Here is a 20,654-nt window from a genome sequence, read left to right as displayed (position 1 = left end):
TGTCGATGTTGTCGGTTTTGCCGTGACATGTTTCCGCAAATCGGGATGTCACCAGGTCAACGGTTGACTCAACGGACGCGAGAATCGGGTTACACAAAGAGCGTTGGTCGACTCGTGTAATACGCACATCCAATTTTATGAAATTACGTCGCCAACGTATTGTATCCACGCAACGTGCGTTTGCTAAACGTTGCCGAGTGCAACGGCCTTTTCGATCCATCTACTATTATCAATTCCCACCAACAATGACCACGTCAAAAGAAGGCTTCCGAGCGTATACGTTTTGTTAAGACGAAAGGACACTGACGCCGGCCAAGGTCGAAGACCTGATGCTCGCGTTCAACAAGCCACTCGTCGAACGCGCAATGGGTGCCGAGATGAATCAGCATCTGAGCTAACAGCTGGGCGAACCCAAACCACCGGGCCAAGCCAACGAGCGCAACATCCTCCTGCCCGATTGCGTCACGTTTTCTACTCGTAAGCAGCATACCCAAATACAAGTCGGCGATGAAGCGGACATAATTCATGGGTTGCCAGTACCACCGATTTAGCACAGAACGTGATCGTCGAATCGAGCTTGTTTACGGGCAGGGCCGCCTTTTGGCAGTCGCGTACGCCGTCGGATCCGGGTCGGTAATACAATTGGAATTCCATCTCGTAAAGGTCGATTTTTTTGATTTTTTATTCCCTTTTTTCACTACTTCATTTGCAATACTCATAGATCATCCTTCTCCGGAAATTTTTCTTTTTTTTCGCCTATAGTGCACGGACCTAATTATTCGAATCGGGTCTTTTTTCTTCAATCCCGTCTTTCAACCCATGATCAAAAAACCTTTGCGCATTCACCTGTCGTAAAGAAAGGCACCGCCAAAAGTGGGCCGAGCCGATCGACGCCTACGGCAATCTGAAGAACCGTCTCCTGACGAACCCGGGAAAAGCCCGCCTGGTGCAGGTTCAACCCGGGAGAACTGCCTCGCACAATTGCAGAATTCTCGTCGGGACCACCGAGGCATTCGACCATTGCGATCTGCCTCCACATCTATCGCCTGCGGGAACGCAGGCAGTAGGTGGTAGAGGAACTCAGCAACTCCTGCGAGCGGCGTTCTTCGGGGGCAAGGATGTTCCCATGCCCGAATTCGTCCTGCCGAGGCTGACGGGTCGTGGTTTTCCGACTAGGGAGCTACCCCTTCGCATCGCGCCAGAGTGGTCAACACCGGCGCACAGGGCAAGCTGATGGGGGCAATGTCTGCTCTCCGCCCGAACTCTGCCCGATGATGACCGACCCATTTCGACCCACAAGGGACGGTCAGCTTTCCGCGATGCAGACATTCAAATTGATTGAGGATGGCCCGCCAGATGACTGACCGAGTAGCAACCATCAGTCGGAAAGCATCGCGTCAGGCAACGCCAGCCTTCATTGCTTCACGGGCGCGATACGCTGTGACTTTTGCAATGGTGCCGCACGCCCGACCGTCTGGACCGCCTTTTGTCATACCGCACCAGCGTTTGCTGCCGTTGCGCGTGTGATCATAGAAAGCCCACTGGCAATCGGGACACGTCTTCAGACGCGCCCACTCGCCCGACGCAATGGCATTTGCCACTACAGCCACGATATAACCAACGAAGCTAGCTTCCGACGATTCGATAATCAACTTCGTGGCATCACCCATCCATCGAGTTTTCACGCTCAGCGCAGCGCTACTGAACCATTCATTCAGTGCCTCCTCACTAGAGCCCTTCTCATGGCATGCACTGCGTAAATCGGCGCGCAGCCGTTGCAGCCTGCCCAGCGCGTCGGTTCGCGATCGAGATTGGTGCGGAAATTCATTGCGCCACAATTGAGGTACACGTGCCAATTCAGGCAGTGCGTCTCTTTCTTCACGCGTGTCGTTTGGAATCGACAAGGTGTTGATGAACCGCCGCACGACTTCGAGCTCGCCTGGTGCAGTCTGATTGTGGTCGGGCATGGCGTCTCCGTGTTGCAAAGTCAAAGAGTTTACGTAACCATCAAAATACTACAGTGGTTACAAGGACGCAAGATGTTCACCAAGACCCATTCGACCGGTCCGACCTTTTCACGCGACATCTGGGCGTTGTTGCGGATTCAGGGCGTAATGAACGCGTCGCACTTCATGACCGTTCCGCTTCTTGCGCTCCACATGTCGATGACCTTGCATTTCAGTGCTGCCGCGCTTGCCACAGTGATGTCGGCGAATCTGGTCTCCGCCCAGATGTTGCCGCTGATGACCGGTGCGGTCGCCGATCGGTTCGGCTCCCGGCGAATGATGGCGTTGGGGCTTTTGTTGAGGGGATTGGGATTTCTCGGATTCGCCGTCACGAAGGACGTAAGCGCTTGGGTATGCTTTGCTTTCGCGGCCGGTTCGGGCGTTGCATGTTACGAGGGTGGTCTGTACGGGATTTTCGGTCGGCAGCCGAAGGCATCGCATTCCGCGCTGTTCGCTGCCAACAACCAGATGTTGAACATGGGAACCGCGATTGGCCCGATAATCGGCGGACTCGCGGGGCTAGCAGATGCCCGATTCGCGTTCACTGGAAGCGCCCTCTTGTTCGGCTTGCTTGGCGCAGCCGTCTTCAGACTTGAGGTCGAACTTTTCGAAACATCGGATCGTCGTCCCGTTCTGTCAAATCTCCGCTCGGCGGCAACCAACCGGGACTTATGGCGCTTGATCGTGACTGCGCTTCCATGGTTCTTTTTGTTCCCGCAGCTTTATGTCGCATTTCCACTATATGCCGGGCGCCTGGCAGGTCCGCACGCGGCATCCGCAGTCTATGTTGTGAACGGCGTAATCGGACTGACATTCATGCTGTCCGCGAAACGCTGGCTCGTCCGGATGAATCCAGCGACCTCGACCATGTATGCCTACCTGGCTGCTGCAATTGCCTTCACCAGTGTGGCTGCTTTCGACGGTCTCGGTTGGTTCCTTTTATTTATCGCCGGATACACGGTCATCGAAACAATCATGCTCCCAGCGCTGGAAACCATGACAGCATCGTTGGCTATCGACGGAAGCCAAGGAACGTTCTTCGGGATGCTGAGTGCTGCGGGGGCACTCGGTGGCACCGCCGGTTACTACACGGGTAGTTGGCTTATTTTGAACGGAACGTCGCTCGAAACGTGGACGATATTCGGCAGCGTCGGTGCAATCGGATTTGCAGCGTCCGCGCTGATACTTCCGACAATTCCGCGCCAAGTGTCGCTGGAGTAGGCCTGCGGTAGCAACACAGCGACCTTCACCGAAAGCTGGCAGAGAGCGCTAATTTGGGTGGCAAGCTTGAATGTGGCCGCGTGTAAACGCAAAAGTACTCGGGTTTATCGGGTGTCGTTTTACCCTTCCCGAGTTGCTGCCAAGCCAGTATGGAGCGATCTGAAGGGGCGATTTTTGGAATCGCCGCATTCAGCATGCGTTTGCATATGGCCTCGACCCGCAAGAGACAGAGACCTTCCTCGAAAGCGGTCATTCCAAGCAAGCCGAAACAGAAATGCAATGAGGCCGCCAATATTCAGTCTATTCACGTAGCGTGCATGGTCCACGAGTACTGGAGTATTCGATTTGCAGACGATTCGTCCACTGGGAACTGCGGCAAATCAAGTACTGCGAGCCTTGCTTTGCTCATCGAACCGCCTCTTGCCACGGCGGAGTTGTAAAAACTTCCGCCATCCACTCCACGAACGCGCGACTCTTGGCAGCCTCATGTTGGACGGATGCCCGCACAACACTAACGCCGGCCTCGCCGCTAACCGTCCAGTCCGTCAGCACCGGGACCAGCCGGCCATCGGCGAGTTCGCGCGCCACGAGCCAGTCAGTCGCCATGATGATACCCACGCCGGCAAGCGCTGCCTGAACGACTGCTTCAGCGTCGTCGGTCTCCAGGCGGCCCGAGACTCGCACAGCGCGGCTCTTGCCGTTGCGTTGCAGGTGCCAAACTGGATGAGTAGCAAGTCGTGTGAAGCAAACGCAGTCGTGGCGCAGCAGATCATCCGCCTCCGTCAGCGCGGGTCGTCGGTCAAGATAGGAAGGCGTCGCGCAGATCAGTCGGCGCGTCATCGCAATGCGGCGTCCGATCAGCCGGCTATCTTTCATCTCACCGAGCCGCACCCCGGCATCGAATCCCTCGGCGATAAGATCGACGTACCTGTCGGTGTAGCTCGCCTCGACGCGGAGCGTCGGATACCGCGCGAGGAATTCAGGAAGCCGCGGTGCAATCCACATACGTCCAAAGGCCAAAGGAAGGCTCACACGCAATAGACCCGTGGGCGATGCGGCCATGGCCCTCGCCTCGTCTTCGGCTGCACGCATCATGTCCATCGCCTCATGGACCCGATCGCGGAAACGGATGCCCGCTTCGGTAGGTGCCACACGGCGCGTCGAACGCTCCAGCAGGCGGATGCCGAGACGTGCTTCGAGCGCCGCGATCCGCCGGGAGATCACTGACCCATCGCGGCCTATCTTGCGTCCCGCCGCCGAAAAGCTTCCCGATTCCATAACAGCAAGGAAGGCTTCGGTCTGGTCTGCTTCGTTGCTGTTCATTGGTGCGCCACATGCAGGAATGTTGTGTTCTAGCGATGAATTATAGCGATTGGGCGCTGCTACGATCCCCTCCATTGTCAACCGGGGATTTCCATGCGCGCCTTCAACCTGACTGACCATTCGCTTGCTTCCTTGAAGCGTGTCGATATGCCAATACCGAGCCCGGAGCCTGACGAGGTTTTGATTCGCTTGCGTGCCGCTAGCCTGAACTATCTCGACCTGATGGTCGCATGGGGGCGATTGGGGAGTCGCAGCACACCCTTTACTCCAGGCACGGATGGCGCGGGCGAAATAGTTGAGATCGGCAATCGTGTGAAAGGCTGGGCCGTCGGCGACAGGGTCGTCCCTGGTCTGATGGTCGACTGGGCCGCCGGACCGCTGACGTCTGCGGCAGCGAGGCGCATGCGGGGCGTCACCATGCCGGGATCGCTGGCCGACTATGCGGTGGTCCCCGCCACGTCTTTGATCCCGATCCCCGATCAGCTCACTTTTGCGGAAGCCGCCACGCTTCCGATTGCCGCAACGACAGCATGGAACGCAATTGTCACGGGGCGTGTTCGTCCGGGATCCACAGTCGTTCTACTCGGCACGGGCGGGGTCAGCCTGTTCGCGTTGCAGTTTGCCAAGGCGGCGGCCGCGCGCGTCATCATTACTTCGTCGTCGGACGAAAAGCTGGCACGTGCTCGCGCGCTAGGTGCAGATTTGACGATTAATTATCAGTCGACACCGGCTTGGGACGAAATTGTGCTCTCGTCGACGAATGGGGTTGGCGCGGACCTGATCGTCGAGACGATCGGAGCAAGCACGTTTCCGCGCTCCCTGAACGCAGCAGCCATCGCCGGGACAATCTTTGTCGTGGGCTTTATCGGCGGCATGGAACTGTCGATTCCTATCCTTCCTATCAATCTCAAGACCTTAACGATTGTTGGTAATAACACGGGATCAACCGCAAACTTGGCAGATGCAGCGCGTGCGATGGCAACGGCGGCCATCAAGCCCGTCGTGGACCGTGTATTAGGGTTTGAGGATGCGATCGAAAGCTACCGATTTTTGGAACGTGCAGCTCATTTCGGAAAAGTGGTGATCGATCTAGATGCCTGAGGCTGCTTTTTATCCCTCACCGGCCTGTCAACTCTCTACAAAGCAGACGTTCGATAGCTTGAAATTGCGTCGGTGTCTATGTCCTGGATCGAAACCAAGCTGTGCTTTTCGGCGCAAAAAGCAATATCACCGCTGCGACCTCGGCGACATGATCAAGGTTATTGCCTAGATTCACCGACGCGTTCTCTGGGTGCGCTAAGTGGGTCAGGAGGATCACAAAAAAGATGAGTAGCGTTATGACCGACAGCACGTTCCTTGCCCAGCGGCGTCGAAAAAATACGTTCGCAATCAACAACCCTTTCACTAGTACCCATACTGCGATCGCCGCCGCTGTGAAGAGTGTGAGGTTCCTCAAAGCGTTACCCGATACCTTGGGGGAGATAGCAAAATCCTTCAATGAGAGCAGATACGCGGCAGAGATGATGTTGATTAACAGATGCAGGGACATGCAGAACGAAATCAGATAAATAAGGGCGGCAATTTTTGTAGTTGCCGGGGCATCCCTGTTGAGAATCGGAACGCTCTCGCGAAGATTAAATTTTGTTGTCGGCATTTTCTTCGGTGCTTCCTGGGATTAACAAATACATTGATTTTCGCATCGGTGGACCTGGACTATCAGTCGGCAACCGACACAAGCGCGTGCCGCGTAGAGCTAACGCGGCCAATCCTTCTTAGCTGGCACCGCATACCGATTGTCAACCGTACTGCCTCGTGTGTCGAATGTCTCAAGGTGGCCGGGCGCCGTCTCATGCAATGGGCATACATGGCTTCAACTTCGCCATGCTGAGATCGGCAGCACGCGACCCGAAAAGGACACTCAGCCTCCTCCGTAAGAGACATTTATAGGCCGTTTCGCCTCTCACATACAGCGGAATTGCAACGAAGCGCTGGCGGGTCGGGCGAACCCGGAATCGGTCATTTGCAATGACACGGTTTGGACCTTTTTACCTTGTTTCCCGCAGAAGTCGTTTGCCTCGCGGTTTATGTCAGCTTTCGGCCCGTCAGCGGGACCGAATCCGACTTGCGCACTTCGCTTGGACACGGTGTATGTATCACCGTCCATCGGCACGACGCCCGTACTTGAGCACGCTGTGGTTAGACAAGCGAGAACGAGCATCGCAGTGCAGGTCTTTTTCATTGTTCTGTTTTCGTGAAAATCAGTTACTTCTGTTGGATTTCGATACGCTGATTCGCTTCGGCCCTGAACTTCGGGCGTTGAAGCTGCGGGTCGTCGGGCGTCAGGCAATAGAAAGTGATTTCAGCTTCGCCGCAACCGCCGTGCAACGCGCATTCGCTTGACTGTTCGTGATCGAGCAGGATTTCCCGGGTCTTCGACTCACAAAAGGCATTCGCCTCCGTCAAGGCTTGACCCTTGGCCGAAGCAGGACCGCCGAAAGGAACACGCGTGGAAATCATGTAAGTGTCAGGACCAACTTTTATCGGTCCCGTATCGGTGCAACCGGCAAGTGCGAGCACTGCGCCGCATAGCACTAGCAGTTTCATTGCGTTCCCTCTTTGATATTATCGGCACTTCGGCTTAACGGCATTTCGCCGACCAAAGTTTAGCCCGTACCGGCTGATCGTTCCTTGTACCCGGTTGTACCTGGAAAACAGCGTTGATTGTCGACAGTCTGAGGGCCGATGTCGAATGACCGCAGTTGGCCGAACTCAGCCAGATGACGACCGACCGAGTTCGACCCCGAAGAGACCACCAGCTTTCTCACAAGCGGGCGTTCGAACCTCCTACCTGCGACTGTCGATCGTGAGGATCGAACGGAGAGACCGGCAGCTATTTATTAATTGAATCAGCAGCTTTCGACGACTATCAAAAATTTGCTGTGATGCTGCTACCAGCACTCTCGTGTCATCGTAATTTACCTGAGCCATTGGAGATGGATTGATGCGAGCACAATCGCCCCCATCGGGGTGCGAGGTCGGAGAGCCCAACACGTAAGTCAATGCCTGATCCGCTTCCCGCCTGAGCGGAAGGACCCATTCGTCTCCGACTTTGCTAAGAGGAACCGTATAAGAAGCATAGTCAAAGCCTTGCGGCGGAAAAATGCCCTTTTGATCTACAGGGAAAAAATTATTGCGGCCATCTTGCCCGACAATGTTCGTTCGAATGCGCGTCGGCGAGGGGGCGACTTGAATGCCTGTTGCGTGTTCAAAGTACGTACTTAAAGCAAGTGAACGTGCCCAGATTGGTTCGGGGAGGATTCTCGCCCAGACAGACTGATAGGTGCTCGTAGAGGCTAGCAGTTGCCGCAAGACTTTCTTTTCCTCAATTGAGGGTTCGTAGTCTGGAACTGCCGACGAAAGTTGCGAAATTCGGCCTGCTTTTATACGAACGCTATAACCCAATCCGACTGGTTTTTCGCGCACGAACCTCTGGATCAATGTTGGGCTGTCAGCAGAATCCGCGACCATAATGGTCGGAAATTCATCACGAGAATTGGGGATGGTCGTCTGATCTGAATCGTCGCCGCAATAGCTGGGCGGAGCAACTATGAAGATTGCGCCGTTACCAATGTCTCTAATGAGAAGATTCGACGGTGGCGAAATTTCCCATCGCGCCTTTAGAAGCCCTCCCGGGCCAAAATTCGGGCCATCTAACACCCGCGTGCAATGCCAGTTGTATGCGACGTTATATGCTTTCTGGTTGATTTCCACACTGAGATCGAATCGGTAATATCGAACTGGAGTGGGTGTCGCACAGCCACCTGCCATGCAGGTCATCAAAAGAGCCGCAAGAGAACACCTAACCGAAATCTGTTTTAGTTTAGTCATCGATGGCGATCGGTTCTGGCAATAGAGTCTGCATTCTATATGCGCAGGCTAATCTGGTCAGCTTGCTCGTTATTCCAACTCAAGCGCGCTATATGGCCTCGCTGCCGATTGTCAGCGATCGGGGTAGCGGAGTCGACTGTCTCTTGTTGGCCGCTCTCAGCCTTCATTGTGCCCCGGCTCATCTTGCTCCTGCTCGCCTTCGGAAAGGAGGTCAGATAGTGCAGACGGGGAAAGCCGCTTCATTTTCTTTTCTAGCTTTCGGTCGTATTTCCGGTCGTTCGGCTCTGCGGGTTGAGCCTTGCGCGCGTACTGCTGCACGAAGCGATCGAGTTCGCCGGCTAGCCGCGATTTTGTGCGTTTGGAAGTCATGTGTCGATCTTGTGTCGCTCCACGTGATGCCTCGCATTCATACGAGAACCGATTATCAACGATTCAAATACTAACGTCGAGCGACTGCTTCCGGCCGCACTGAGCCCGACGATAATCACTTGCAACCCGCTAAGTGTCTCGCAATCTCTTGAGTTGCTAGGATATTCGGCGCGGTTTGCAATGGCAGATCGCGCGGGCACCACGGGTAAGGGAGCATCGCGGCCCATGCAAGGATCGAGTTACCCGATTCGCACGGCAGTGTTTTCATCTCTTCGATCGTGATTTTGAGATTCGAGATCAGACCGGATTCATCGCGACAATGCCATTCGTACTCGCCGAAACCCACGCGCGCCGCACCGGACAGTTTCTCCGTCATGCATACGAGCCAGTCGCAACGAAACGTAGTCTCGCTGCCTGGCGGCGTTCCGATGCAAAATGTATAAATGTTCTCGTAGCGTTGCGCGAATTGACTTACCAACGCGTTGGATATTCCGCTAAGCCCTTTCACCGTAGTCGGAAATGATATCTCTGCCGTTCTGACATCCATCACGAGTTTGGCGTCGGCAGCGAATGCATGGGACATCAGATGCGGACGGTTCCCATCCTTAGCAAGAATGTAAGTTTCGATCGATTGGCGTAGCCGCGTCATTTCGCGTTTCCTGAAGCTAGCGTTAATGTCGCGCGAGTCTACGCGATGCTTTCGCACGGCGAGTGATAACCCTCCACTGCCAAGGGAAAGGTAAGTATTCGCCGGATCGAGCAAATCGGAGGCGGCTTTTCTTCCCGACGCTGACGGCGTATCCGTTGCGAATCAACGCCGATTGTCGACCTTCTAGACCATACGATCGAGTGTCTTTTGTTAGCCGATCACCGCCTCATGCAGCTGGCATCGACTGCCCGATCGCGCGCAGTCGCGATCGTCGGCACGCGACCCAGAGCGGTCTCCCGACACGTCTCGATAGCGGACGTTGCGAGCATCGGCGGCTGACGGTCCGAACGTAACTTCAAATGTCATGCAGCCGGCGCGGCGTTATCCAACGCGGGTCTTCGACGTGTGAGAACCAACAGCAGAATCAATGCAGTTCCCGAACACAGGATGGCCACCTCTAACAAGACCGCACTTCCAAGCCGAGTCAGTAGTGCAATGAAAAGAGGCGGCGCGGCTGCGGAAATCACGTTCAGAGGGAGCGCGATGCGCGATGCCGCCGACGCGTAATCCACCTTGTCATAAAACACTAGCGGTATCGTTGCACGTGCGACCGCGAGTGCTCCGCTGCCTAGACCGTAGAGAAGGACAAAAATCGTGACGACAGTATGCGAATCGTGGTCCAACATGAGCAACGCCATCGAAAACGGAAGAACAATTCCTGCAAAAATGCCTGTCGAAATGCCGTCCCACTTGGCTCCGCCAAGGAAATCCACCGCCCTCGCACCCACCTGAATTACTCCGAGTGCAGAACCAAAGGCTACCGCTTGCATTGCTGGCAATCCCACAGCTTTGAGTAGTTCGAAGAATATTGCGCTGAAGCCGAAGGTTACGAATGCATTCAATGTGATCGCCGCCGCAATCAGGTAGAACGTGCCTTTCTGTGTAGGTGCGCTGGTTGTCGCGTCGGAGCCAAGGTGCAGATGTTGATTGATGGGTGCCGTCGTCGCTGGCAGCCCAAACACATAGAGCGGGAGGGATATAAACATCAGCATTCCGGCATAAACCGTACAGGTCGCTTGCCATCCGACCGCCTTCGCCAGTAGTGATGCTATTGGCCAGAAAATACTGCTCGCCAACCCGGTGATCAGCATAAGGCCGCCGATAGCGCGTTTCGCTTTCGGTCCGGTGAGTTCGTTGAGCATGATATAGGCCGCTGTCGAGAGCGTGGCACTACCCGCTGTTCCAAGCGTCACCCAGCCAGAGAAATACAACAAAGGCCCACGACACACCGCCAGCAAGAGGAAACCGAGCGCAGACAAAATCGTGCCGCCGATCATGACACGCCTCGCACCGAACCGGGCAAAGACTTTGGCCAGAAATGGAGCCCAAAGCCCCATGACAACATACAGTACCGAGTTGGCGGCGAAGACAGACGAAATGTCCATCTTCAGATCGCCGGCCATCTGCCTTCCGACGATCGATGGCAAGCCTACGGTTCCCCACCCGATTATCTGCGTTACAGACAACACAAAAAGTGGGATCGCGACCCTTCTGTCAGATAGAGGTATGCGCATCGACTTGTCCGTCATGAATAGGGCTTGGGACACGGCTTGTGACTAACCGGTTTTGAGCACGCTCGACTCACATTGTCGACGATCCAGAAAACCGTGTCGAACGTCTCAAATTGGCCGATTAGTGCCTCTTGCGTCAGCGTTGGCCGTTGAGAAAGTCGAACCAGTCGTGCGCGTAAGCGCAGCCGTGATCAGGAATGCCCGAACCGGCCAGCGTCCGGTCGAAAAATGTCCTGGCAGGCTTGGGAATCTCATCCAGACGCACGTAACGGAAGCCTGCGTCGTTCATTCGAACCGTCACCTCCGGTTTCGCAGGTCTCGGTGGCAACTCTTCGCGACCTTCGTTCAGTGCAGCGGCAAGACAGCGCGCAACGAGGTTCCACACACTGCTCGCCCATCTCGGATAACTGCGCACAATAGCTCGCCCGCCCACCTCACCGAGCACCGCATCTTCCAGGGCTACCCGGTAATCCGCGAGCGCCCCGCCACTCACCCGGGCGATATCCGCCGTCGCGATGATACGCTTTCCGCTTTCCCGTCCACCGGGTAGCAACTCAATAGTGACGCGAAGCATCTGCTTCTCCTTTTGATGACTCTCTCATTCGGTACAGCAGTCCTGCGAATGCACACCTCATAGAGGACTCCTACATATCCGCGATCGACTGCGCGTTCAACGGAAAATTCGCCGCTTACTTCGGGATGCTGGTGCAGGTCATCGCCATACTGGCATCAGCGCCGGCGATTCGCCGGGACAATATCTCGCCGGTGAATGCCTCAGCGCGTTCCATAGACAGCGACGGCCCGAGCAAATCATGCATACGGCGATCGGCGACAGCGGTCGTCGACGGAAGCCCTGCCGCGCTGGCCTCCGCGATGGCGTCCAGCCCACGATGTCAAACTCGAACTGTGCCGCCCTCACGATCATTCCGGCAGTGGTCTGGTGCGCGTGCGAGAGCGTGATCCCGTACGCGATGGCGACGTCGACCAGTGGCCAGCGATGCGCGCCGATGCCGTAGCGGTGCGCAAGCAGGTCGGCGTTACGAACGGCTTTTGTATCCAGCGGCTGCTCCGGCGTGACCAGGTTGCGTCCGCGGGTGGCCAGACATTCCGCGACGCGGCGGATTGCGGTTTCGAGCGTTTGAGCCTCTACGACCACGCGCCATCTGCCATCGCGCAACCCTGAATGTGCCGCCGGAGGCGCCAGCAACTGATCCGGCGCAAGCAGGAGTGCACGCTCCCAGGCGCGGAGACGCGCCGCGGTAAGCGCCTTCGGAAACGTCCCCTGCTCCCACTGCAACAACGTGGGATTTGATACCGCACAGACGCGCGCCACTTCCGCAACCGAAAGGCCTAGCTCCTCGCGCAGCCGCCTGGCGTGAGGGCCGATTTCCCGGCACCGGGCCGGGGGAATTCGCGCCTGGAGATCACTCAGTCCGTCCTGGGCCACTGCACTTCCGGCATTGAACCCGGGAACCGGCAACGGCTGCACGGCATGACTGAGCAGCCATCCTTGCGGTGCCCGCAGGGCTGCATCCAGCGCATTCACCATAGCTGCAGCAATAGTGTCGGGCCACCTCCCCTTCTCCCAGTGTACCAGGGTCGATTGCGCCGCGCCCGCCCTGGCCGCGAGTTCAGCCTGGGTCAATCCCAACGCCTTGCGACGCTCACGCAGGCGTTGCGCGATCCGCAGTGCGTCGGATCGTGGAATCCACTCACGGCCTCCGGTCATCCTGGTCTCCTGCCTGGCACTGCAATTTTTCATCGAAAAGCTGGTTTCGTCCGAGCCGGAAGCCTAGTCTTCCAGCGGCCGGCTCACGTCCGCTGGATTCAGCCAGCAAAAGCGTACGCGTTGGCCCGCGCGTCATGCAGCGCGTGGTGCTCGCCGCCATGCCGGGCGAAGTATTCAGCGCGCCGCTCCCGGTCGCGACGGCCCGCGATATTTTCGACCCGCCAGCCGCGCGGCAGAGGGCCACCCAGCAGGAACCGGAACAGGTTCAGATCCGTCTCGCAGTCGTAGCAGAGTATCGGGTCGGAGTCGCCGGGTACGCTGCCGAGCCATGCGCGCAGTGCCTCCCGCAGCCGGTCAAAGGGCATCGCACGCCCCTCAAACTGGCCGAGCTGCGGCAGCACTATCTTGCGGACAAAATCACTGCACCGTGCCAGATCGAAGTCGGTACGCTCGCCGTAGAACTCATCCCCGTTCTCGCCAGCGATGGCGAGACTGACCAGCTGGCAATGCCGGAAATCGGTGTATTCCGTGTCAATGAAATAGCGGCTATTCGAGCCACCTTGCTGCTCGGCCGGCAGCGGCCAGAGCAGCGCGCCGTGAAAGGATGTATCCGTCATGTCCTGTTCTTCTTTCTTTTGCGGGCCCGCAGCGTGCAGCCCCGATCGCATCCCGCCCCGCAGCGGCATTCCCGGATCCCCGGCCCGGTGATGCGGCTGGATGCCCCGCGTGCATCCAGATCACCTCTCATGGCCGCGCCATCAAAACCCGACGACCCAATGCTGCTCAGGCTGCACTACCGTCTTCCGGCGGACCGTCTGCGGTTGCAGGCGCTTCCGGCTGCCCGCAAATCCCGTCCTGGCGCAGGCGGCGGATCCTCCGCAGCGGCCCGGCGAGTACGGTCACGTGCTCGGGAAACGGAATCGTGGGGGCCCCGGTAGCATCGTCGCGGGTAGCAAGCGCGAAGCGCCACAGCCGCGCACGTAGCTGCGCGGCTGTCTCGTCGGGCGGCTGTCCCGGCGGTTTCCTGTGCCTGCTCATGTCATCTCCAGAGGATGCGCACCGGGTGGGAACAATCGCATGCTTGCCGCGATAAGGCGGATTAGCACGGCCAGCCTTCGTCCCATGAGTGCATCGCGGCGAGCCGCATCTGCAACTCCATGAGGACCGCCGGCGCGCTGATGCCCAGCACCGAATCAGTTCGCACCAGGTGATCCCTGCACACCGCCGGCCAGCCCGCATCATCGTCGTCGAGCGCAAGCCACGCTTCGGGCTGACGCCGGCACACATCGCTCCACACCTGGACACCACGCGGGATGGACCGGAACCACACCGGGTCCATCCGGCCATGGAAAGTCGCGCCGATCACGCGTCGGCGCAGTGCCGGCGGCAGACGGCGCGCAACTTTGCGGACGCTGCGGAACGCCAGAACCCAGCTCGTTGACAGCACGATGCGCAATTCGGGATAGGGCTTGAGGCAGCGCTCGAGTAGCGCCGCGTGTTCAAGCACTACATGCCCTGGGGGGCTCGCGACGTACGGTCCGGTACCTGGACGACGCCACACGTCTTCCGGGTGAAGGACTCCATCGAGATCGAGATACATGACGGAACCACCTTGCCAGCGCGGCAGCACATCCATCGACTGCCGGGGCAAACCCGGTCCCACGCCCCTATGCGCGTCCATTGCCAGCGCCGCTCAACGACTGGCCGGCTTGCCCGACGCTTTTGCGCGCCAGAGCCGCCGACCGCGCGCAGGTTGTGTCGCCAGGGCGTACGGCACCGAGAACGTTCGGCCCGCCGAGGTCGTGAACCGGGCCACAGTGAGCAGTTGCTTGCCCTCGCCGCCATGTTCGTACTCGGTCGCCCCCACCCGGATTTCACTCACCGGATCTAGCGTCCACCGCTCGACCTCGTGTGCCAGTTGTGTGCTCAGCACGGCGGCGCCCCGAAGAATGACGTCTCCTCCGACAAACTGCTCAAGCGTCGCAGCGTTTGCAGGCAGATCCAGCATCACGATCGTCGGAACAGCCCGCGATCGCGCCTGCGATACCCGGAGAATCAGGACGTCCCGCGGAATCAGTTGCTGGACCGACGACCACACACCTTTGCCTGGCAATCCGCCGAAAGGTACTTGGGACCGAGGCACACGGTTAATTTCACTCGTCACAAACATGCAGCTACTACCTCAAACACTTACATTACGAACGAACTGCTCGCCAAACAGGCCGGCGTCGCAGCAAACACCGAAATGAGGAACCACCGACAGACGGTCCGCGAAACCTGACCCGGCGCTGGCACCCCGCGAGACGTGCAGAGATGACCTGCGCCATTCCACAAGGCACACAATGGCCGACAGCGACCGGTCGTTAAAGCTGACCGCAGAGCGTTGCCGCAAAGGCAGAAAAACGTCCATTTGCCATCTCTGGCAGCCTCCGAATACCGGAAAGCGCTAAAAATCAACATTAAATGTTGCCACTCAACATTTTGTGATGTTACCAGAGCGGACCGGTAAGTAGAGGATTCATGTTGACTTTCAACATGAGGTGATGCCCCGGTGGCAATGATTGATGAAGAAAAGTTTGCCCGGAGGCTGGGTCGTGCATTGGCCCGGTCCCGAGCCGAAGCCGGCCTGACGCAGGACGAGGTCGCATCCGAGTTGGGCGTGTTTTCAGAAACCATTAGTCGATTTGAGCGAGGTACCAACTGGCCAACCCTACCCCGTCTGATTGCCCTCGCAAATCTTTACGCGGTTCCTCTCACGAAGTTGATAGGACCGAGTTCCCCGCGAGCTCTTGATGCGGAGAGTACCCTCAATGAACATCTGGCCAAGCTTGGCGAAGAGGACCTTGTCTGGGTAACCGGTGTCCTGACAGAACTTTGCGAGCGACTAGCCAAACCAGCTGGACGGCGAAAACATTGAATCGGGCCGTTATCCGCGCGCCGGGCTGGTGACGTGAATCACAGCCCGTTGGCGACCGCGCGGCTCAGCAATTCGCCACGACAAACTGATTGATCAGCGCACAGGCGGGGGCCGCAACCGCAAGCGATATCATGCGCCGGCACAAAGGCTTTAAACGCTATAGACACGCCGCTTCCAGAGAAAATCGGCAAGCGGTCCCCGTCGGCTTTGGCCGAGTTTGCGACACTCAGTGGTCGGCGGGAATTCGGCCATTGCAAACGTTCAGATATCGGCGTTGGTGAGGCGGCCACCGTGCGCATTCCGGACGTTCACGCCTCCCCGCGGCGAACGTCCGGCCCCAACTTCTGCCGATACGTCCTTTCGACCCGCAATCACCACTCAGCCGAAGGTCTGAAGAGCTTCGCGCTCTGCACACACACGAAGACTATGCCAGGAATTCTCCAGAAGTGATTCGAATCTCCCCGTCCCCTCTATTCGCCTGCGGCCTCACGCATGGTTAGGTGTCGCGCAGGCATACGCCACGATTTCTATCAGCATATCCTCACGAGCAAGGCCGGCCACGACAAACGATGCGCGGTTTGGAAATGGCGCCGAGAAATGCTCCCGATATGCTGCATTGACGGCCGGCAACCACGCCCGATCCGTAACATAGATGAGAATCTGCGCGACGTCACGATATGACGCGCCGGCCGAGGCGAGCGTCTGCATCAAATTTTCGAAGACCTGCTGTGCCTGCTTCTCGATACCCCCCGCAACGACAACACCATCGGTGCCCACCGGTATCTGCGCCGTATAGAGCGTGCCGTTGCTGAGGACCGCCCATTCAAAAAGCTGCGTGGCGCTTTCCGGCAGACCGGTCCTGATTACGCCGACGTTGCCGGCACGCTCCGCGTGCACCTTAGAATCCGTCATCCGCGCCTCCAGCACCGTGTTCTCGCGACGCCTGCGTGGCTGGGACAAGCACCTTGTCCTTCCACGCAATCAACCGGTCGAGATCCGAAGCATGGACCTCGATGCCGCGCCACAAGGCGTCGCGATAACGCGCCTCCAGTTCCGCCTGATCGATCGCTCCGGCGAGCGGCACGTCCCTGGCAGGTGATGCCTTCGATGCCGCCTCGTCCGCCATGCAGCAGACTGTGAGTTCCGGCGCCGTGGTCGTTGCCTCGGCGCTGAAACCCAGGTAGTCTGGATATTCGTCGTGTCCGGAAGCGGTGGCGAAATGCCGGCCTGCAGCGTCTGCCCACGAAAGATCGAACCGGCGACCACGCGCACACATGACCTTCAGGCCATATAGGGCCAAACGCGGCGACAACGCATTGGATACGCGCACGGTGCCCACGCCAGCCCGCGTTGCCCGCGCCCACGCCAGCTCAAATGCGAGCAGGCAGCCAGCGAACCCGGCACAGGATGTGGTTCCCTGTGCGCCTGTGTCCCGCGCGCCCGCAAGCGCCGGCTCGATGCAGTATGTCTCCTGCCGCGCAGCGCCTAGCAGCGCGCCGATTGCATCCATGCCGTCGAAGGCCATCGCCTGCAGCCATACCGCAGCTTGCGCAGCGTCCTCATAGTCGCCTTGCGCCCAGCCGCTGCCTTCCAGCGCGCTACGGCACAATGAGCTCAATTCGTTAATTGCCATTTTCACGTTAAAGCCCCCCTATCTCGTGGCCGCCCGGCACACACGGAAACGCCCAATCGTCGACCATCTCCGGCGACAGATCATCGAGCGTCGGGGCTCCCTGAAAGAGCGTGACCCGAACCCAAAGATTCGACTTCGGATCGAACTTGCTCGCACCGAACATGGACAGCTTGGCTCGCATCAGATCGATCGGCAGCATGTCTCGCGCAAGCAGGTTGTGACGGATTTCGCCGTAAGCGTGCGATGCGAGCGCCTGAATTCGCCGCACAATGGCGCGATGCTCAGGCGACTCACCGACAAACTCCGCGACAGTGCGTAAGCCGTCCGTTTCCGCTTTCAGTTTCGTGTGCAGGCGCAGCACCTGACGCGCGATATCCAGTGGCACCTCCCGCTCTGCCCCTCTCTCCTCGACACGCACGCCAAGCCGCGGCTCTTCCTTTTCCGCTGACCTGTACCAGAAGAAATGATCGTCGTCACGTTGCGCTTCGGGCTGTTCGAATACCCATCGGTAGTCCTGTTCGACAATCTTGAGCAATTCTCCAACAGACATGTCTGGATCGAGCGTTTGCGCATCATCCACCGGCGCCGCACATTCAATCGAATCCACCAGGGCCGGATAAAGCTCGAGCAACACAGTGACGAAGACTTCCTGCGTCTCACAGGAAAGCGCCTGAGCCGTCCACGCAAACAACTCGCCCCAGCGGAACGTGTCTTTTCGTTCGTAACGTATCTGCAGCTCACGCTCCAGCCGTGGCAACTCTGCAAGAATCAACGCATTGCGGGCCACTTCCTGCGAATGATCGGTGTGAACCTGCGAAACGTGGCGTGCCGCACGCGCGATCAATCCCATACAGCGTCCGAACGCAGCGGGTTCGACTGATTCAACGCCGAGCACGCGAGCAAGTGCAGTCTCGCGTGCCCGTATCCACTGATCGACCTGAATCGGATGACGCACGAGAAACGGCGCCATGCCAAGCCCGGTTGCATTGCCCACGCCGAGATAGCGCCGGAAGCTGTGCGCCAGCTTGACCGCTGCGCGCGGATTGCGCCGCGCCGCAACGTGCTCGGCAAGCCGCACGCTGAAGTCACGCAGCACGAAGACGGCGCACATCTGCGCGGAGAAGCCGCGATTGAATGCCTGGCTGTCGACGAGCCGCGGATAGTCCGCAATACCGAATTTTCCGTTGCCGTACACCGCGGTCGTCCGGATCAGATAGCCGACCCTTTCGAACATGGCGGGATCCGGTTGCCTGCCCGCGGCAAGGCATTCCGCCACGTAGCTAAAGTTGCGCACGCTCTTGTTCGCGCGGCACAGGACGAGGTCATTTGCGCGCAGACGTCCCGCTTCCTGCAACGGTACATTCCCGCGCAGATACTCGATGTCGGCGGCGTTGGGGACTCCGCTGATCAGCGCTGATGTAACGTCCCACTTCTGGGCGATGACCCGGTCGGTCCGCTCGGCGTCGTCGAGATGCTGCGAGAAAATCACCTGACTGTAGCGCTCGCCATAGGCTTCGATGGTATAGATGCAGACACCGTAGCCGTTGTCATCGAGATCCATGTGGGTGACGCGGACCCGCCAGTTGTCGTGCGCCATCCGTCGCACGAGCGAACGCACGAAGCTCAGACGGGTACCGTGCATCGCACCGAGACGCTCGGTGCGGTTCGTGATGTCGGGACTGCGTAGCGGTGCACTGGGATGCGCCGCGGGGTCCACAGGTTCGCCGAATCCCGCAAGATGCCCGCGTTGTTCTTCCATGATCGCGTCGTGCGCCATCATTTCACTCCTTGCTCTGCGGCCATCGTGCGGGCGATGCGAACCGCGTCCCACAACGAAGGCAGAATGATGATCGACACAGGCACGGCCGTAATCACAATGAACGACTGCAACGCGCTCACGCCGCCGGCACCCATCGTAATCAACACCGCACCCACCAGACCCATGCCGACCGCCCAGAAAATCTTCAACCAGTTTGCAGGCTCGCCGCGATCGCCGGTCACCGCCATCGCGATGGTGTAAGCCATCGAGCCGCCGTTCGTCACCACCGAGAAGAAGCTGAGAAACAGGAACAACGCGGAAATCAGGTTACGCAACGGCATCGCCTGCGCAACGCCTAACAGCAGCGCCTCGGGTTGCGTGCCATGGCCGATCACCACACCGGGTGACTTCAGTTCGAGACCGATTCCGGTGCCGCCGACCAGCGTGAACCACAGCATCGTGATCAGCGGCGCCGCGACCGACAGCAGCACCACCACTTCGCGGATCGTGCGGCCGCGCGACACTTTCGCGACGTAGATCGCCATGATCGGCGCGTAGCCAATGAACCAGCCCCAGTAGAAGAGCGTCCATGAATTGAGCCACTTGCCATCGCCGCGATACATGGCGGTCTGCGCGAAATCGACAATGTGCGTGGCGAACGCCTTGAAAAAGACCGTGGTCAGAAACTCGGTCGGCCCGAACACGTAAAGGAATGCGGCGAGTCCGAGCATCAGCCACACGTGGATCTTGCAGACAAAACGCAGTCCTTCGAGGCCAGCGATGCAAGCCGCCGTGAAGATCGCCGTGACTGCAAGAATGACGAGTGCCTGCGTGGCGATTGTGTCGGGTACGTTCCAGACGGAATGGAGCACGTAGGCAATCTGCAGACCGAGGAAGCCGATCGGTCCAATTGTCCCCGCGGCAACTGCAATGATCGACGTTGCATCGGCTATCGCTGCAATCGGTCCTTTGAGAGCCCGTGCGCCGAACAACGGATACAGCAACGTACGTGGCGCAAGCGGCAAGCCCTTGTCATAGTGCAAATGCATCAACACGATACTCAGCAGACTGCCCAGCACGGCCCACGCGAGAAAGCCCCAGTGCAGGAAGGATTGCGCAAGCGCCCCGACACCGCCCGCATAGGTCTTGCCTGCCACCCCGTAAAAGGGCGGCGGGTTGACGAAATGCATCAAGGGCTCGGCGGCTGCCCAGAATGCACCGCCGCCGGCCAGCAACGCGCACATGATGATCACCACCCAGTTGAACGTCGAATTGGACGGTTTTTGCGCGATGCCACCGAGTTTCACGCGCCCGAGCTTCGAAAACGCGATGCCGAGACTGACTGCGAAGGTGGCGAGCATCAGCACTTGCCAGTAAAGCCCGAACCCCCTTGTGGCCCAGGTGAAAGCCGTGTCCACCGCCGTGGTTAGCCAGGGCAGATTGACCAGCGCTGCGATCAGGAACAGCAGGAAGAAGCCGCCGCTGATCCAGAAAATGGGCCAGTCGATGCTTCCTTTGCGATGAGCCACTGCATGACCTTTGGCTGCAATGCTTGCCGTAGTTGGAATTTCCATGTCTCCTCCAGGAGG

Annotated in this window: 22 protein-coding genes; 3 read left to right on the top strand and 19 right to left on the bottom strand. The window is 58.4% G+C overall.

Features of this window, described 5'->3' with window-relative positions:
• Positions 1 to 254 precede the first annotated feature (254 nt).
• Entirely contained in the window at positions 255 to 527 is a 273-nt protein-coding gene (locus PQR40_RS33940; RefSeq protein ID WP_408510768.1) for a hypothetical protein, read from the bottom strand.
• Positions 528 to 1,397: 870 nt separating this feature from the next.
• Positions 1,398 to 1,967 (bottom strand): CGNR zinc finger domain-containing protein, encoded by a 570-nt coding sequence (locus PQR40_RS33935; RefSeq protein ID WP_408510767.1) that lies wholly within the window; start codon positions 1,965 to 1,967, stop codon positions 1,398 to 1,400.
• Between the two features lie 72 nt (positions 1,968 to 2,039).
• Between PQR40_RS33935 and PQR40_RS33930 the strand changes: the two genes are divergently transcribed.
• On the top strand, positions 2,040 to 3,227 hold the full coding sequence (locus tag PQR40_RS33930) for an MFS transporter (protein ID WP_408341221.1): 1,188 nt from the start codon (positions 2,040 to 2,042) through the stop codon (positions 3,225 to 3,227).
• Between the two features lie 405 nt (positions 3,228 to 3,632).
• Here the strand turns inward: PQR40_RS33930 and PQR40_RS33925 are convergent, their stop codons facing one another.
• Positions 3,633 to 4,550, bottom strand: a complete 918-nt coding sequence (locus PQR40_RS33925; RefSeq protein WP_408510766.1) for a LysR family transcriptional regulator — start codon at positions 4,548 to 4,550, stop codon at positions 3,633 to 3,635.
• Between the two features lie 93 nt (positions 4,551 to 4,643).
• On the opposite strand from PQR40_RS33925, the gene PQR40_RS33920 reads away from it, so the two are divergent.
• Positions 4,644 to 5,651 carry a zinc-dependent alcohol dehydrogenase family protein gene (locus PQR40_RS33920; RefSeq protein WP_408510765.1) on the top strand — a complete coding sequence of 336 codons (1,008 nt, stop codon included), beginning with the start codon at positions 4,644 to 4,646 and terminating at the stop codon, positions 5,649 to 5,651.
• 76 nt (positions 5,652 to 5,727) lie between these two features.
• Here PQR40_RS33920 and PQR40_RS33915 read toward each other — a convergent pair whose 3' ends face one another.
• The 12 genes from PQR40_RS33915 to PQR40_RS33860 form a co-directional block, all read right to left on the bottom strand.
• Positions 5,728 to 6,204 carry a hypothetical protein gene (locus tag PQR40_RS33915; protein WP_408510764.1) on the bottom strand — a complete coding sequence of 159 codons (477 nt, stop codon included), beginning with the start codon at positions 6,202 to 6,204 and terminating at the stop codon, positions 5,728 to 5,730.
• A 608-nt stretch (positions 6,205 to 6,812) separates the two neighbouring features.
• Positions 6,813 to 7,127, bottom strand: coding sequence for a hypothetical protein (locus PQR40_RS33910; protein ID WP_408510763.1), 315 nt, complete (start codon positions 7,125 to 7,127; stop codon positions 6,813 to 6,815).
• A gap of 267 nt (positions 7,128 to 7,394) precedes the next feature.
• The gene (locus PQR40_RS33905) at positions 7,395 to 8,321 is read right to left on the bottom strand and encodes a hypothetical protein (protein ID WP_408510762.1); all 927 of its coding nucleotides are present in this window, start codon (positions 8,319 to 8,321) and stop codon (positions 7,395 to 7,397) included.
• 273 nt (positions 8,322 to 8,594) lie between these two features.
• Positions 8,595 to 8,807: a hypothetical protein gene (locus PQR40_RS33900; protein ID WP_408242257.1), complete on the bottom strand. Its 213-nt coding sequence runs from the start codon at positions 8,805 to 8,807 to the stop codon at positions 8,595 to 8,597.
• Positions 8,808 to 8,922: 115 nt separating this feature from the next.
• Complete coding sequence (locus PQR40_RS33895; RefSeq protein WP_408510761.1) at positions 8,923 to 9,456, bottom strand: hypothetical protein; 534 nt, start codon at positions 9,454 to 9,456, stop codon at positions 8,923 to 8,925.
• A gap of 362 nt (positions 9,457 to 9,818) precedes the next feature.
• Positions 9,819 to 11,030, bottom strand: a complete 1,212-nt coding sequence (locus tag PQR40_RS33890) for an MFS transporter (protein ID WP_408341219.1) — start codon at positions 11,028 to 11,030, stop codon at positions 9,819 to 9,821.
• A gap of 133 nt (positions 11,031 to 11,163) precedes the next feature.
• The gene (locus PQR40_RS33885) at positions 11,164 to 11,601 is read right to left on the bottom strand and encodes a hypothetical protein (RefSeq protein WP_408510760.1); all 438 of its coding nucleotides are present in this window, start codon (positions 11,599 to 11,601) and stop codon (positions 11,164 to 11,166) included.
• A gap of 138 nt (positions 11,602 to 11,739) precedes the next feature.
• Positions 11,740 to 12,756 carry a helix-turn-helix domain-containing protein gene (locus PQR40_RS33880; RefSeq protein WP_408510759.1) on the bottom strand — a complete coding sequence of 339 codons (1,017 nt, stop codon included), beginning with the start codon at positions 12,754 to 12,756 and terminating at the stop codon, positions 11,740 to 11,742.
• A 98-nt stretch (positions 12,757 to 12,854) separates the two neighbouring features.
• On the bottom strand, positions 12,855 to 13,373 hold the full coding sequence (locus PQR40_RS33875; RefSeq protein WP_408510758.1) for a 3'-5' exonuclease family protein: 519 nt from the start codon (positions 13,371 to 13,373) through the stop codon (positions 12,855 to 12,857).
• Between the two features lie 166 nt (positions 13,374 to 13,539).
• A complete protein-coding gene (locus tag PQR40_RS33870; RefSeq protein WP_408510757.1) occupies positions 13,540 to 13,794 on the bottom strand; it encodes a hypothetical protein in 255 nt (84 codons plus the stop codon).
• A 61-nt stretch (positions 13,795 to 13,855) separates the two neighbouring features.
• Positions 13,856 to 14,437 (bottom strand): HAD domain-containing protein, encoded by a 582-nt coding sequence (locus PQR40_RS33865; RefSeq protein ID WP_408510756.1) that lies wholly within the window; start codon positions 14,435 to 14,437, stop codon positions 13,856 to 13,858.
• Between the two features lie 12 nt (positions 14,438 to 14,449).
• A complete protein-coding gene (locus tag PQR40_RS33860) occupies positions 14,450 to 14,854 on the bottom strand; it encodes a hypothetical protein (RefSeq protein WP_408510755.1) in 405 nt (134 codons plus the stop codon).
• Positions 14,855 to 15,313: 459 nt separating this feature from the next.
• Here PQR40_RS33860 and PQR40_RS33855 point away from each other — a divergent pair, with 459 nt between their 5' ends.
• Positions 15,314 to 15,673: a helix-turn-helix domain-containing protein gene (locus tag PQR40_RS33855; RefSeq protein WP_097396369.1), complete on the top strand. Its 360-nt coding sequence runs from the start codon at positions 15,314 to 15,316 to the stop codon at positions 15,671 to 15,673.
• 486 nt (positions 15,674 to 16,159) lie between these two features.
• Here PQR40_RS33855 and PQR40_RS33850 read toward each other — a convergent pair whose 3' ends face one another.
• From PQR40_RS33850 to PQR40_RS33835, 4 genes are read right to left on the bottom strand one after another with little or no spacing between them, the layout of a single operon-like run.
• Positions 16,160 to 16,585 carry a RidA family protein gene (locus PQR40_RS33850; RefSeq protein ID WP_408510754.1) on the bottom strand — a complete coding sequence of 142 codons (426 nt, stop codon included), beginning with the start codon at positions 16,583 to 16,585 and terminating at the stop codon, positions 16,160 to 16,162.
• Positions 16,572 to 17,306 carry a DUF3726 domain-containing protein gene (locus tag PQR40_RS33845; protein ID WP_408510774.1) on the bottom strand — a complete coding sequence of 245 codons (735 nt, stop codon included), beginning with the start codon at positions 17,304 to 17,306 and terminating at the stop codon, positions 16,572 to 16,574. Before PQR40_RS33845 ends, PQR40_RS33850 begins: the two co-directional genes overlap by 14 nt.
• A gap of 7 nt (positions 17,307 to 17,313) precedes the next feature.
• Positions 17,314 to 19,086, bottom strand: a complete 1,773-nt coding sequence (locus tag PQR40_RS33840) for a hypothetical protein (RefSeq protein WP_408510753.1) — start codon at positions 19,084 to 19,086, stop codon at positions 17,314 to 17,316.
• A complete protein-coding gene (locus tag PQR40_RS33835; protein ID WP_408510752.1) occupies positions 19,083 to 20,639 on the bottom strand; it encodes a BCCT family transporter in 1,557 nt (518 codons plus the stop codon). The genes PQR40_RS33840 and PQR40_RS33835 overlap by 4 nt, the downstream gene beginning before the upstream one ends.
• Positions 20,640 to 20,654: the final 15 nt, after the last annotated feature.

This window comes from Paraburkholderia sediminicola (assembly GCF_046026855.1).
GTDB lineage: Bacteria > Pseudomonadota > Gammaproteobacteria > Burkholderiales > Burkholderiaceae > Paraburkholderia > Paraburkholderia sediminicola_A.
Note: the sequence above shows the minus strand (reverse complement) of the source record. Positions and strands in the feature narration are given on the sequence as shown.

What these genes read in the sequence shown, in the direction of transcription:
- PQR40_RS33940 (WP_408510768.1), bottom strand. Translation starts at nt 527, where the DNA reads ATGAATTATGTCCGCTTCATCGCCGACTTGTATTTGGGTATGCTGCTT.
- PQR40_RS33935 (WP_408510767.1), bottom strand. Translation starts at nt 1,967, where the DNA reads ATGCCCGACCACAATCAGACTGCACCAGGCGAGCTCGAAGTCGTGCGG.
- PQR40_RS33930 (WP_408341221.1), top strand. Translation starts at nt 2,040, where the DNA reads ATGTTCACCAAGACCCATTCGACCGGTCCGACCTTTTCACGCGACATC.
- PQR40_RS33925 (WP_408510766.1), bottom strand. Translation starts at nt 4,550, where the DNA reads ATGAACAGCAACGAAGCAGACCAGACCGAAGCCTTCCTTGCTGTTATG.
- PQR40_RS33920 (WP_408510765.1), top strand. Translation starts at nt 4,644, where the DNA reads ATGCGCGCCTTCAACCTGACTGACCATTCGCTTGCTTCCTTGAAGCGT.
- PQR40_RS33915 (WP_408510764.1), bottom strand. Translation starts at nt 6,204, where the DNA reads ATGCCGACAACAAAATTTAATCTTCGCGAGAGCGTTCCGATTCTCAAC.
- PQR40_RS33900 (WP_408242257.1), bottom strand. Translation starts at nt 8,807, where the DNA reads ATGACTTCCAAACGCACAAAATCGCGGCTAGCCGGCGAACTCGATCGC.
- PQR40_RS33895 (WP_408510761.1), bottom strand. Translation starts at nt 9,456, where the DNA reads ATGACGCGGCTACGCCAATCGATCGAAACTTACATTCTTGCTAAGGAT.
- PQR40_RS33890 (WP_408341219.1), bottom strand. Translation starts at nt 11,030, where the DNA reads ATGCGCATACCTCTATCTGACAGAAGGGTCGCGATCCCACTTTTTGTG.
- PQR40_RS33885 (WP_408510760.1), bottom strand. Translation starts at nt 11,601, where the DNA reads ATGCTTCGCGTCACTATTGAGTTGCTACCCGGTGGACGGGAAAGCGGA.
- PQR40_RS33880 (WP_408510759.1), bottom strand. Translation starts at nt 12,756, where the DNA reads ATGACCGGAGGCCGTGAGTGGATTCCACGATCCGACGCACTGCGGATC.
- PQR40_RS33875 (WP_408510758.1), bottom strand. Translation starts at nt 13,373, where the DNA reads ATGACGGATACATCCTTTCACGGCGCGCTGCTCTGGCCGCTGCCGGCC.
- PQR40_RS33870 (WP_408510757.1), bottom strand. Translation starts at nt 13,794, where the DNA reads ATGAGCAGGCACAGGAAACCGCCGGGACAGCCGCCCGACGAGACAGCC.
- PQR40_RS33865 (WP_408510756.1), bottom strand. Translation starts at nt 14,437, where the DNA reads ATGGACGCGCATAGGGGCGTGGGACCGGGTTTGCCCCGGCAGTCGATG.
- PQR40_RS33855 (WP_097396369.1), top strand. Translation starts at nt 15,314, where the DNA reads ATGATTGATGAAGAAAAGTTTGCCCGGAGGCTGGGTCGTGCATTGGCC.
- PQR40_RS33850 (WP_408510754.1), bottom strand. Translation starts at nt 16,585, where the DNA reads ATGACGGATTCTAAGGTGCACGCGGAGCGTGCCGGCAACGTCGGCGTA.
- PQR40_RS33845 (WP_408510774.1), bottom strand. Translation starts at nt 17,306, where the DNA reads ATGGCAATTAACGAATTGAGCTCATTGTGCCGTAGCGCGCTGGAAGGC.
- PQR40_RS33840 (WP_408510753.1), bottom strand. Translation starts at nt 19,086, where the DNA reads ATGATGGCGCACGACGCGATCATGGAAGAACAACGCGGGCATCTTGCG.
- PQR40_RS33835 (WP_408510752.1), bottom strand. Translation starts at nt 20,639, where the DNA reads ATGGAAATTCCAACTACGGCAAGCATTGCAGCCAAAGGTCATGCAGTG.